At 30.6% G+C, this 12,821-nt stretch carries 14 protein-coding genes; 1 reads left to right on the top strand and 13 read right to left on the bottom strand.

The window, feature by feature from the left end; translation table 11 throughout:
* Positions 1 to 202, top strand: a 202-nt coding sequence (locus G600_RS15520) for a transposase (RefSeq protein WP_081669482.1), incomplete at its 5' end; no start/stop codon positions are given.
* A gap of 153 nt (positions 203 to 355) precedes the next feature.
* Here the strand turns inward: G600_RS15520 and G600_RS0111485 are convergent.
* The 13 genes from G600_RS0111485 to G600_RS0111425 form a co-directional block, all read right to left on the bottom strand.
* Positions 356 to 817 (bottom strand): hypothetical protein, encoded by a 462-nt coding sequence (locus G600_RS0111485; protein ID WP_027432044.1) that lies wholly within the window; start codon positions 815 to 817, stop codon positions 356 to 358.
* A 13-nt stretch (positions 818 to 830) separates the two neighbouring features.
* Complete coding sequence (locus G600_RS0111480; RefSeq protein ID WP_027432043.1) at positions 831 to 2,879, bottom strand: cobaltochelatase CobT-related protein; 2,049 nt, start codon at positions 2,877 to 2,879, stop codon at positions 831 to 833.
* A gap of 139 nt (positions 2,880 to 3,018) precedes the next feature.
* Positions 3,019 to 3,336: a hypothetical protein gene (locus G600_RS0111475; RefSeq protein WP_027432042.1), complete on the bottom strand. Its 318-nt coding sequence runs from the start codon at positions 3,334 to 3,336 to the stop codon at positions 3,019 to 3,021.
* 107 nt (positions 3,337 to 3,443) lie between these two features.
* Positions 3,444 to 3,887 carry a hypothetical protein gene (locus G600_RS0111470; protein WP_027432041.1) on the bottom strand — a complete coding sequence of 148 codons (444 nt, stop codon included), beginning with the start codon at positions 3,885 to 3,887 and terminating at the stop codon, positions 3,444 to 3,446.
* Positions 3,887 to 4,549, bottom strand: coding sequence for an SseB family protein (locus G600_RS0111465; RefSeq protein ID WP_027432040.1), 663 nt, complete (start codon positions 4,547 to 4,549; stop codon positions 3,887 to 3,889). Before G600_RS0111465 ends, G600_RS0111470 begins: the two co-directional genes overlap by 1 nt.
* A 116-nt stretch (positions 4,550 to 4,665) precedes the next feature.
* Positions 4,666 to 4,794, bottom strand: coding sequence for a hypothetical protein (locus tag G600_RS16040; RefSeq protein WP_278244416.1), 129 nt, complete (start codon positions 4,792 to 4,794; stop codon positions 4,666 to 4,668).
* Positions 4,775 to 5,068 (bottom strand): hypothetical protein, encoded by a 294-nt coding sequence (locus G600_RS0111455; RefSeq protein ID WP_027432039.1) that lies wholly within the window; start codon positions 5,066 to 5,068, stop codon positions 4,775 to 4,777. Before G600_RS0111455 ends, G600_RS16040 begins: the two co-directional genes overlap by 20 nt.
* Before the next feature lie 104 nt (positions 5,069 to 5,172).
* Positions 5,173 to 7,818 (bottom strand): NlpC/P60 family protein, encoded by a 2,646-nt coding sequence (locus G600_RS0111450; RefSeq protein WP_027432038.1) that lies wholly within the window; start codon positions 7,816 to 7,818, stop codon positions 5,173 to 5,175.
* Between the two features lie 81 nt (positions 7,819 to 7,899).
* Positions 7,900 to 8,181: a hypothetical protein gene (locus G600_RS0111445; RefSeq protein ID WP_027432037.1), complete on the bottom strand. Its 282-nt coding sequence runs from the start codon at positions 8,179 to 8,181 to the stop codon at positions 7,900 to 7,902.
* A 12-nt stretch (positions 8,182 to 8,193) separates the two neighbouring features.
* A complete protein-coding gene (locus tag G600_RS0111440) occupies positions 8,194 to 10,617 on the bottom strand; it encodes a VirB4-like conjugal transfer ATPase, CD1110 family (protein WP_027432036.1) in 2,424 nt (807 codons plus the stop codon).
* 22 nt (positions 10,618 to 10,639) lie between these two features.
* Positions 10,640 to 11,092, bottom strand: a complete 453-nt coding sequence (locus G600_RS0111435; RefSeq protein ID WP_027432035.1) for a PrgI family protein — start codon at positions 11,090 to 11,092, stop codon at positions 10,640 to 10,642.
* A 16-nt stretch (positions 11,093 to 11,108) separates the two neighbouring features.
* Positions 11,109 to 12,176 carry a hypothetical protein gene (locus G600_RS0111430; protein WP_027432034.1) on the bottom strand — a complete coding sequence of 356 codons (1,068 nt, stop codon included), beginning with the start codon at positions 12,174 to 12,176 and terminating at the stop codon, positions 11,109 to 11,111.
* Between the two features lie 79 nt (positions 12,177 to 12,255).
* Positions 12,256 to 12,594: a hypothetical protein gene (locus G600_RS0111425; protein WP_027432033.1), complete on the bottom strand. Its 339-nt coding sequence runs from the start codon at positions 12,592 to 12,594 to the stop codon at positions 12,256 to 12,258.
* Between the last annotated feature and the right edge of the window lie 227 nt (positions 12,595 to 12,821).

Below are 12,821 nucleotides of genomic sequence, written 5' to 3'. Positions count from 1 at the left end.
AAGCATCCAGGGAGCACTCCTTAGAATGAACAGATCCATTCAAGCGGAAGGTACTTTCGGAATCATAAAAAATGATCGTTGGTATAAAAGAATAGTTCGAAAAGGAATAAAATCCGTAAAACTTGAGGTTCTTTTGGTTTCAATAGGTCATAACTTATATAAATATCACAATAAAAAGCTGCGTCTCCAAGAAGCTGCCTAATCAAAAAAGTTTGTAGTTTTTGGGGAAAGGGGCATTATACACTTTTTTTGCCAGAAACAGCATATCTCACAAAAAAATGATATAAAAATGGAGCTGGAAAAAATGATTATCTCATTTTTTCACAGCCCCTTTTTCTTTAAAACGCATTAAATCTTAATTATTTTGAAAATATCTAATATCATCTTCAATGCTTGTATTCATTGGAATCACAATGCTGTATAATTTTTTAAAAGCAATGGATTGAGATTGAGTCAGATTTGACGCATATTTAGTAGCATCTGTAGATTTGAATTTTCTTTTTAAATAATCTAACAAACATGATTTTATATATTTAAAATCAGGTGTGTTTTTAAATTTGTTAAATTCTGATATGACTTCTACTTCTTCCTTCATACAATCTATATCATTTAATATTTCCATTGGCGTTCTTCCAGCATAAATTCCACTTGGAATGTAAAATTCATTATCGAATTCAATCTTATTGATAGGTAAGACATTGGCATTAGCTAATGTTGTTGAATTAAAACGCTTTATAAGCTCTTTTTTTTGTGCTTCTGTTATATCTTCAACGGTAATAATTAATCTCTTACCATCATCAAATGCGAATGATTTCATTTAAACCTCCTAATTATAATGCTTTTGAAAGACGTTTACTTAGTTCATTAGGTAAAAGAGCAATATCTTTTACATGAATAAAATCCTTACCATACATCTTAAGCAGCACTTCTGGATCACAATTGCCAATTCCAATACCAAATAAGCTAACGCTCTTTTTTGCATCTTTAATAGCTAAAGTAGTATCTTCAATACCATTAAGTCCAGCTCTGGAATATGCTCTGGCATGTGGTTTTCCATCAGAAATTATAAATAATAGCTTCTTTTTATTACTAGGTGAATTTTTCAGATATTCAGTTGCATATCTAATAGAATATCCATCAAAGTTATTACCACCTGGTTCCATTGATAAAAGCGAACTTCTTTGCGATAAGCTGTTTTCCTTACGATTGCAGTAATGGAAATGAACTGCGTTGTATCCTAATTTGTCAGCTGCAAACCCAATAATGCTAAAATCAATGTTTAATCTGCTTAAACTTTCTGCAAGAATTATAGATGTTGTTCTAGCAATTTCAATTTTATGACCACCCATTGAGCCTGAATGGTCTACTAATAGTAAGACTTCAATATTTTTTTTATTTGATTTTTCTTTAATTTTGTCAAATATCTTAGCTGTAGTTCCAACTGTTCCTCTTATAACATTATAATTACCAGATGTGGCCCTTCTTGCCTCGTCAATGTCTTGTTCGATTATCTTTTCAAGTTTCTTTGTGAGAGATTTAATCTGTGGAGACAATTCATTAACAACACTTGAATAAGCTGCAACATTAGTAGCTGATACTTTTTTATTTAGACAAGTGTATCTTTTTAAGCTAGGGTTATTATCTGTTTTAATGTCGATATTTGTGGGATCAGTTTTTTTAGTTTTACTATCTTTGCTATTCAATTCCTTTTCAATAATTTTACTTAGAGATTCTATAGCCTTTAAAGATTCAGCTCTTTCAGTCTCAGAAGTATCGCATATTGGCTTTACTTTGCTTGCCATTTCAGGGGTTAAAGTAATTCCCTCAATTTCTTCAGAAGCTGTTTTAGAAGTCGGTTCAAAAGTCGGTTCGGAATCCGTTTTAGAAGTTTCGGAAGTTGTTTCAGAAGTTGTATTAGAATTACAATTATTGTTTGTTGGTTCTTTTCCACTTTCTTCAGAAACATTTTTATCTTTTTCTTCACCTTTATTGTCAGAATTGTTTTTATCCTTTTCTTCGCCATTATTGCCAGCATTATTGTTGTCAGCATTAGCATTATCGTCAGCTTTTTTAATTTTTCTAATTGCAGAATCTCTTCTTTTAGCAACTTCAGACTCTGCTTTCTTTTGCTGCTTATCACCACTTGGCTCGCTATTTGTTCCCTCACCCTTTTTCGAAAGATTTTCTTGCATCTCTTTTAAAAGCTTTTCAAAGAATTCTTGCTTTTTTAATTCTTCTTCCCACAAAGGTCTTGTTAATTCCATGCACTTAATAGCGTAATTAATACGTTTTTTAGAACTACGCTCTACAATTGCCTTGTTGTATATAGGAGCAATTATTTTAAAATATTTTTTTGCTTCTGGGAATGTAAAACTTCCTTTGACAAAACCAATATCTCCAAAATTTATTAACGCATTAATTAATTGGGTAAAAGCGTTTTGAGAATTGTTTATTTCAGGTGATAAATCAAATATTCGTTGAATTGAGAATTTTAGTCCATCTAAAAACCAGCCAGACATGACCTCATCTGCGAAATATTCAATAGCAGGATCTTCGATTGTATTTGCGAATTGCATAAATATAGCTGCTTCGCCTCTTGTCATCTTTTTTGTCACTTTATTTGTATAATCGAAATTAGTGAAGATTTGATGCAACGTTTCATGCGCAGCAACACCTGTTCTAATTCTGAATTTATCATCATTATTAAGACCAGTATAGTAACAATGTTCCCAGGCTACATGAATAGTTGTTGGTTCAGAACAAGATGTATAACCTAAATCATTTCCTTCTAGCCATTTCAATCTAATCGGCTTATTAGTAATAAAACTACTTGCAACTCTTTCAAGCATTTGTTGTTGAATTAATTTTTCATTATTCATTATATATTCCTCCTGTTTTATACTCCTTTTAATTCGTTTACAAAATAAATATATAAGAAAAAAGGACACTATAATTAGTGTCCTTTCTTCTGTAAACTATTGTAACAAATAGGGAACAATTCCCCCTGAGAAATATATATTACATTGCAATAAGTAAATTATTGCAATACGAAGCTTGGTTAAGCTTTTTAGATTCCTCAGAATCTAGCAAATTATACAATTCTATTCCCTTATCATATAATTCTGAGATCTCTTTTTCGTCATATGCATCAAAGATAAAATCTAAAAAGTCTTGCTTTAATGTTGCATATGTTAATACTGATTTTGGATAACTACACTTGATTTGTTCAATTGTAAGAATTCCAAATCTGCTTAAAAATACCATAAGTGCAACTTGGTTGTCAAACATTTTTGTATCTAAGTCGAAGCCATTTGTTGTTAAAATTAAATTATTCATTTTGTAATCCTCCTGCCTAAAGGCAATAAAAAACCAATTAAATAGTTACTTACAATAGTTTGTTCCTCCCGTTAGATATCATGTTCCACTACAAATATATAAGATTTTTACTTTCGAAAAAAATGTTTTTTATTTTTCTTATTTTTCTTTTCAGATACGCCGTCAATATCATCATCTTCCATAAATTTACCGAATTTAGATTTATATATTAAACTAACACGTCTTCTTTCTTTTTCAAATTCAAGTTCTGACGGGGTTATAAATTTAATCTTTACATCATGCTTAAAACGAGTAGAACACTCGATACAAAAACAGTTGTTTATTCCTACATTAGCTACTGGCGCAATAACTTCTCCATGTTTAAGACTATTTTTTTCTTCATAAACTATATTATTATTTCTTTCTACAAATCGTCCTGTTACATAACTTCCGCAATTAGGACAGGCTGGAACAAAATAATATGGAACTTTAATATTTATTGATTTAAGTTGATAAAAAAAACTCCATATTTTATATATACGGCTTTCTTTAAAATCATGTTCTTTCTTCATTATTTTTTTCCTTCTTTAATTATTTTGATTAGGTTATTAGTTAATACAATCCTATCGGAATTAGGGTTAATTATAATAGGGTTTCTATTTCTAATTCTATCAAATTTGTTGATATTAATTTCCATAGGACTCCATATGCATTCTTGTGTATTATTCCACTTATTAAAATCATCAATGCTACTAAATAATAAAAAAAATTTGCCATTATTTTTTATTGTTGCAAAGGGATACTGGATAATAGGATGTTTTGCATATTTTCTCTTTTCTACTCTTACAGCTGTAAAGAAATTGCAATTCCATAAATCTCGTAAATATTTTTTTCCTCCTGATTGCCTTAATTGTAAAAGGTATCCTTCTGTCAGTGGATTATATAACAGAAATCTTAATTCTGGCTTTTCTGTAGCTATTATTATTTTTTCTTTTTTGAACTCTAAAATAATATTTTTAATACCTAAATTGTAGAGCTTTTCTAAAAACACCTTGCTTTTAAAATTTTTAATTTTATCAGATATAAAAATATTGGCTGATGGGAATTGTGCGATAAAATCATCGGCACTTTTTTTCGTATCAAACATATAACAATTGTATTGTTTGTTTATATACGGTTTTTTGGTTTTTGAAGACATTATCATATAAAATTCGTTTAATGATAATATATTCATTATCTTATCATTAATATTTATCACTCCTTAATGTATATATATTCTTTTCTTCTATAGTAAATATATAAGATAAAAAACACTATCAACCAGTTATAACTAGTCGATAGTGTTTCAAATTAGTCGGTCCATGCTAGAGCTTTTTCAGTATAATCTTCTCTGTATTCTTCTTCATTGGCGTATAGAAAATATTTTTCTTTATATGGATCATAGCCCATATATCCAGAATCAGTCCAATAACCCTTCATTTTTTACAAGTTCCTCCTTATATTTTGATATTACTTCTTTAATAGCTACTCTTTCTGCCAAGTCATATTTATCCATTGTATTTCTTACATCAATAGCCATTTTGACACATATATCGTCTGAGAAATTATAATTGTCTTTTATAAATTCAGATGTCGATAAAATGTTATAAGCGTAACTGATTTGATATGCATCTGACATAGGAATGTTTTTTCCTTTGTAAACAATTTTGAAATCAGGTATTGAAACATCACAATTAGCTGCTAAATTGACCATAATTAAATACCTCCATTTATTAGATGTGTTTATATGATAAATATAGAAGAAAATTGCTTTAAAAAAGAAGCTTACTAAGTTACGAAGTAAGCTTCTTAATATGATTAATACATTACATTAACTCTATAGAATACATCAAATTCAGCATATGTATTTACAACAACAGTTGAACTAGGTGTTCCTACACAGTGGCAAAATACATAATGCCCTTCTGAATCTTGGCCTACATATATTCCTACATGTCCTTGTTGGAATCCTAAATCGCCAGGCTGTAATTCTGACGAGCTAACTAATGTTAAACCATCAGCACCGTTATTGTGAACTGATGTTGTGCTCATTGTAGAACCAATTGCTAACACTCTTTCTCCAAAAGCAGTCCAGTATACCCAATCACAGAAACCAAAACAATCAAGTCCTGCAATATTTTCGCCATACGAATTAGCACTTGTTGTAGAACCATTTGTTCCTACGTTAGTTTGAACAGGAGTACCATTGCTTGTTGGTTTACCACCATAATAATAGGTTATTTGTCCTTGCATACTTGTAGCAGTATCTATTACTTTCTTTTGTCTATCAGATAAAGTCGTGTTTCCAATTATTGCAGCTATTTCTTCACTAGTATAACTATGAGAATAACCACCATTACTGATTGAATCAGGGTTGTTTCCAGAATCTAATCCAACTAGATCCACAAAATCGCTAGTAGCGAAATCAGAGAATATATAATCATATGCAGTTTTAGAATCTCCTTCTAATGTTATACCTGCTGTTTCTATGATATGACTAAGAGATGTATCCTCATTAAATGAAATATCTATAGTGATAATTATTTTTTTTGAAGTTGTACTGTATTGTGCGTTCTGATAATAAAAATTCACTGAAGAATTATTATCATCTTCTATTGATGTTGATATATTAATAGATGAATTATTTAACATCTTAGCTAATATGTCTTGACACCATGATATGTGAGTATCTTCATCTGCATCAGCTCCATTAACTAGAATAGATGCTGTCATTATACTTGCGGCCATTTCCATCATTGATGATTCTTCAGGGAAATGGGTTGATATTACAATATTGTCAGCTGTATTAGTATTATCATTAGTATAACTAGTTGTAATTGTTTTTGTGTTTCCATTAGTTTGTATGTTATCACTAGATTCACTATTTAAATCGTGTTCTGCATCAATTGAACTGATTCCAGGTTCAGCTCTTAATACTATATTATTACCATCAGTTGCATATACTGAGTTGTAATTGACTTTTTCGCCAAAATATTTACTTAAGTTAAAGCCAACAAAACTTCCATCACTATTTACAGATATTTTACTTGAATAATCAGAATAATTTTCTAGATTATTTTCAATAGTACTTTTCCATTCACTAGGAATAGAATAAGAATTATATTCGCTATTAGCTCCTGCATTATATAAATTCTCTATATAAGCGGTTTGAGTCTTTTTTAATTCATTATATATATAGTAAGATTTTGAAACAGCTGAGTCTTTAGATGAAGGCATTGCAAATTCATCTATTTCCAAATATTCGTCTGGGATATTTGACACATCTTCAGATATTTCGATATTAGATAAATTTTGAGCTGAAGCTTTGGTAAATCCATCAAAAGTATTTGCAATAAAACTTAAAACTAAAGCGGCAATTATAGTAACGGTAATAGTCCTTGTTATTATTTTTTTTATTAAATTAAATCTGTCTAATATTTTAATACGTTTTTTATTGACAGAAAATAGCGTCCTCTTAAGAAACGATGGTTTTTTATTAATGCGTTTTTCTAATTTATTTTTCTTTTTAATGAGTTTCTTTGCTTTAAATGAATCAGGCTTTACTTTTTGCAATTTTGACTCAACTTTATTTAATCTTCCTTGACGAGAAAGATGTTTTTGTCTAAGGGTATCCGCTTTTCTCTTAAATTTTTCCTTTGAATTATCTATTGGATGGAAAAACTTGCTTGTCGATTGATTTAAAACATCTTTTTTAGCTGCTCTATATTCGGATGCAGCTATTTTTCCATCTTTAACTCGTAATCCAAGAGATTTTGCGTTAATAGCCGCAGAACCTGCAGCATTAATTCCTGTTTCTACAGCCTTTAGCCCTGTTTTTACGGTCTTTACTTGTTTCTTTGTTGAGTTTACTTGTTGCAGTGCTAATGAGTCTTGGTTATTTTCGGCAACCGACATACTAACTCTTTGTGCAATATTCTTTTTTTGCTTAATATTTGAAATTCCTCTTTTAGATGCATTAAGTTTTTGCTTTTCATTCAGAAGAATTTTTAATTCTTTATTATCTGGGTTTGCTGCTTTTAATTTGCTGATATCTCTATTATTTAAATTTTTAGCATTAACAACGCCTCTTTTTTCTAGAGCACTGTTAATAGTTGTTGAATTATGATTATAATCATCTACTATATTTGTAGAAAACATTCCTTGACTATTAGCGTGTCTATAATTCGAATCGCCAGTTATTTCTTTAATCGAACTTACATTATCTTCATTCTGTAAAAATAATTTAGAATCACTAGCAAATCCGATATCATGAATATCTACACCTACTTTTCTAAGTTTAGATTCCATTTCTTCTTTTTCTTGTACAGCTTCAGAGTCTTTAACCGTATTATATGAAGTTTGCTTTACTGTTTGTATTGTCTTACCAGTAGCTCGCTCTTCTTTTGCTTTATAATATAAAGACTCAGAATCTTCAATTTTTCCATGTGGTTTGGTATCCTTCATATGAAAATCCTTTCTATTTGTTTTTCTATATTAAATATATAAGAAAAGAGGCCAGCCTTTGTTTAGGCTAACCTCTTTTTGTTATTCTTCAACATCTTCTATATAGTCAATATATTCGTCATTATCTTCTGGTTCATCATCTTCGTATCCAGAACTTAAAAGATTACTAGCTAATTCATCTAGTATTTGATTTTCTTCTTCATTATCTATTGATGTGTCAATAAATTCTGTATCAGCTAATTCGTCTTTTTCTTCTTTATCTTTAATTTTTCTTTCAAGTAATTTAGTACCAACTGTTCCGATGACGGCAGCTAATAAAAACATTATGCTAAATACTATTTTAATTATTAATGCTAGATTCATATATTTTCCTCCTTAAACCGCTTCACCGTCATGCTGAGTTGTCATTATTGAGTATAGTTTTGTTTTTGTTGGGAATTCCGATTTAAATGGAATGGTCATTTTACCATTATAAAACAAACCATAACCTCTATCAGAGTCCGTTATGTATTCTAGCTGTGCAGGGCTTAAATGTAAGAGTTCTTGGAAAGCGTTTCTATCCATTAACTGTCCTTTTAACATGAGGATAAAAGATGTATTATTAAAAATTGCTTGTGTTTCACTTGACTTTAGAAGGTCAGCTGCATTTTGCATAATACCTGTTGGTACGCCAAGCCATTTTCTAGCCATTTTCCATATTCTTTTAAGAGTAAGAGTTGCTTCTTCTGATTCTAATAGGATATGGAATTCATCAATATATATCCATGTATAAATTCCCTTTTTTGAATTTTCAATCATTCGATTCCAAATATCATTTAAACAAACCTGATATGATAATTCTTTCATTTTTGTACCAGCACCCTTAATGTCATAAACTACAAAACGATTATCAGTTTTAACATTGGTTCTGTGAGCAAAATTATCAAACTGTCCCATTGTAAATGATGATAAAATATCGCATAAATTACCTGCTTCTGGATTTGATTTTCTTTGAATATCTAAAAGCTGATATAAATCTGATAATGTAGGGCATCTATCTTTATCTATAGTCTTGCCATCTCTTTCAAGTTCTCTTACATATGGATCATATAATCGTGTAACCGCAGCATTTATAATAGCTTCTTCTGAAGATGTGAGAGGTGCTTTCTTTATAGTTGAAATCATTGATGTAATAAAATCAATCTTGCCTGCTATAGGGTTACTGTTTTCATCTTCTACATCAGATATATCTAAATCCATAGGATTAACATAAGTTCTCGCACCTGGAGCTAATGGGATTTTAGTTCCATTTAAAGCTTTAACGAGAGGGGTATATTCGCCCTGCGGATCAATTACGAAAATCTGTGCTTCTGGGTGAGCCAGTAACACATTAATCATTTCATTTTTCGCAGCGAATGATTTACCAGAACCCGAAGAACCGAATATTAATCCATTAAAATTATCGCCCTTCGTGCGGTCATACATAATCATAGATTTGGATACTTGATTTAATCCATAAAATACGGCATGTTTTTGATTTAATTCTATAGTATTGTATGGTATAAAAGCACTGGCTGACTCAGTGGTATAAAGTCTTTCAACGCACAATTCATTACGACAAAAAGGAAGTGTTGTATTGAGTGCCTGTTCTTGCTGAAATTTCAATGGCTTAATTGGACATTGATGTTTTGCAGCTATAGAATTTAAAATCTTAACTACGCTAGATAAATTTTCTTTCGAAGTAGCGAAAAGACAAACTGTAAAAGTCATATAATATAATCTCTGATCTCTGCTTGTGATATCATTCATCAAATCTCTTGCAGCAATCTGACTCTTTTCTAGTTCAGGTGGTAATGCTGCATTATATGAACCATCATCATTATGCTTTTTTGTAACAGCGTCTATTCTAGCTTCTATAGTTGCCAATTGGTTTTTGACAAGTTTGTTAGCAACATCTGCATCAATCTGTTCGTAATTCATAGAAATAAGTGAATTTGTTTGAATATCACATATATCTCTTAAGAAATCTGTTGATAAATACATAGGTACTCTTTCAAGATAAAATGCCTGACCATATCTATCACCTAACATAAAAGTGTTATCACTAAACTGCATTGATGATGGGCCAATAATATCCTTGACAGTTAAACCTTGTTTTGCTATAAGGCTTAAATCAAGACGTTCTTCTCCATCAAAAACGCCTGTAGCTAATCTATAATCATAGCTTTGATTGTAAATATTATAAATTAGACGTAGTCTTTCCTCTAAAGATAAAGGTCTTGTTTCTCTAGCAGATAAACTTCTGAAACGTTTAGATATATCAACATCCATTTTATCAAGTGTTGAAATTCCGTGTTCAACATTACCATCTTCAATAGAAACTGTTAGATATTTATCTTGTGTTAAAGAAGCATTACCATGTTTTAAATTAGATGTTAGTATTTCATTCATTTCTTTTCGATATTTATTTAAATTATCGCCCAGTGGCTTTATACAAATGTCTTCAAGTGTTTTTCTTTTGTCAATTTCATGGTTATAAATGTTAAATTGCCATTTGCAACCATCAGGAAATGTGTTTATCACATTCATAAATTTTTTCATAAAAGAAATTTGCTCATCTTCATTTAACATAGTGAAATTTGCGTCTTCAAGTTTATATGTTTTTGTAAATACGCCAGGCTTGGTTTCGATAATACCGTCCTGCATAATCCCCTTAAAAGGAATAGATTCTTGTACAGTTTTTGGAAGCGAATCTATTTTTGCTATTTTTGAAAATAAGCTTCCATCTAATGAATTTGTTTTTTTCTTAGTCTTAGCCATAATATTATTCCTTTCATTATCATTAATTGTAAATTTTAAATTGAGCAAGCTTAGAATATTCTACCTGTTTTGGTTTGTTCTTCGCTTTTAAATATTTCTTTAATTCTTTTTTGCTCATTTTTTCCATTAATTCTTTTTCTTGTTCTTTTTTTAATTGCTTTTCAATCTCTCTAAAAGAATTAACTGTTTTATATTTACGTTTATTTGGTGTTAATATTTTTAAATACAACCATCTAAAAAAAAGTCTTTCAAACTTCATGCCTGCATAATTTATATATCCACAAGCAAATGCTGGTGACATCGCTATTGCAAAAGCGAATATTTTAACTGTTATATCACCAGGAAAAACTATAGCCAACGGAATTGAATATGCAGCTCCTATGACCATAGATATTAATTTTCTTTTATCGAAAGGTCCAAAAACCTTTGTTTCATATTTTCTTATGTCCTCAGACATTTGAACTTCAATAGCCATTGCTATATACCTCCTTTTAGCCTACAACATCATTTGCAATCGAATCAGCCTTCAACATCATAGCTCCTGCCGATAAATTAATTACGCCCATTACCAATGCGTTTATGAAAAAGTTTCCATCAGAAATACTGAGTGATGATATAATGGCTGGTGTCATATTGGCAATAAGAATGATTATTAACATTTTTAAAAGTGTGGCAAAATATTTTTTCAAATATCTAACACCTGGGGATCTTAAGCCCTCTTCGTATATATCTATAACAGCGAAAGGTGCTAAAACTCTTCTAACAGCAAGTTCTATTAATGTTTGTAGCGTTGCAAGACCTGCAGAAATAAAGCAAAGTGCTGAAGTTGCTATAGGAACAATCATTTTGAGTATTAATGAAGCTTCGATATAAAAAGGTCCGTCAATAGTCCAATTTTCTGTGTTAACTCCCATCGAAGAGCCAATTGAATTAACTACAGTATCAATAGTGCTTGGACTATTCACAGTAAATTTAGATAATATAGCTACTCCAATAGCAGTTATGGTTGCAACAATAGTGTCTAAATTCATCATAATAAATCCTGTAATACCAATTTCTGCAACCATTTTATATATACTCTGGATACCATCTTGCCCCTTATTTAGGTTTTGGAATAGTCGTCCCATAGCTATAATAATTAACATGAAAGCTGCTAATGTCTTAAGAAGTGCTACACCAGTTGATAAACCTGAATATATAATGCTGCTTGATACGTCTCCTGTGTCCCCACCAACAATATTTTTCATTAAATTTTGAAGAGCCTGTGCATTGGTATTTGTTTGACCAGTAGTAACATCGACACCACTGGTGATAGCAATAGGCATATACATCGGACAACTAAACGCCCATGTTAATACTTCCTTGAACCCAGATACGTCTTTTGAGCCGCCTGTAAGTGATTTGAAGAAATTTACAATAGTTTTTAAACTATCTCCAATTCCTGCAAAACTTGTTGGGGTTAAGCATATAATTGTTATAGATAAAAATATTAATACGAAACTTATCAGATCCACACGTTTTTTATAATTTAAGTATTTTTCTCTTTGGGTAAGTATCATACATTCTTTCCTTCCTTTTTTAAAAAACAACAGCCTACTCTAATTGAATAGGCTGCTTTAATAAGTTAATTAATCAATCTTAGGCTGCAGTAATCATACTTACAAGTGAGCCACTAAATGAATTAATTAATACAGATACAATAACAAGCATCGCTCCAGAAGCAATCTGCTGGATTGCCTTGTTCTTTGCAGGGCCATCTCCTTCTGAGTTTGCAGCTGCATATGAAATTACACCCTGAACAGTGTAAAAAGCTCCTAAAATCGTAGCGATTGTTGCCATGATTTTGATACCCCATGAAATGAGGGCAGTTGCGTCAGCTGCACATACTACTGATAATCCTGTCATAGTTGCCATTGTTGTAATTGATGTTACTGTACTTAACATCTTAGTAGAAATTCTCTTAATCTTAGAGTTCATAAATTACATTACCTCCTGAGTTGTTGAATTTTTTTCTTCCATAGTAAATATATAAGAGCAATTTCATTCTTTATTATTTTGCTTGTAAAACGGATTATTTTACGTTTCTATAAATAGAACCCACACTCTTTTTTGTAATATTTAGGGATTTTTCTTTCTATAATTGTTTTCAAGGAATTGCCTTAGATATATACAAAACAAAAAATCTCCACACATAAAAGTGCAGA

The sequence above is a fragment of the Lachnospira multipara ATCC 19207 genome (assembly GCF_000424105.1).
GTDB lineage: Bacteria > Bacillota > Clostridia > Lachnospirales > Lachnospiraceae > Lachnospira > Lachnospira multipara.
Note: the sequence above shows the minus strand (reverse complement) of the source record. Positions and strands in the feature narration are given on the sequence as shown.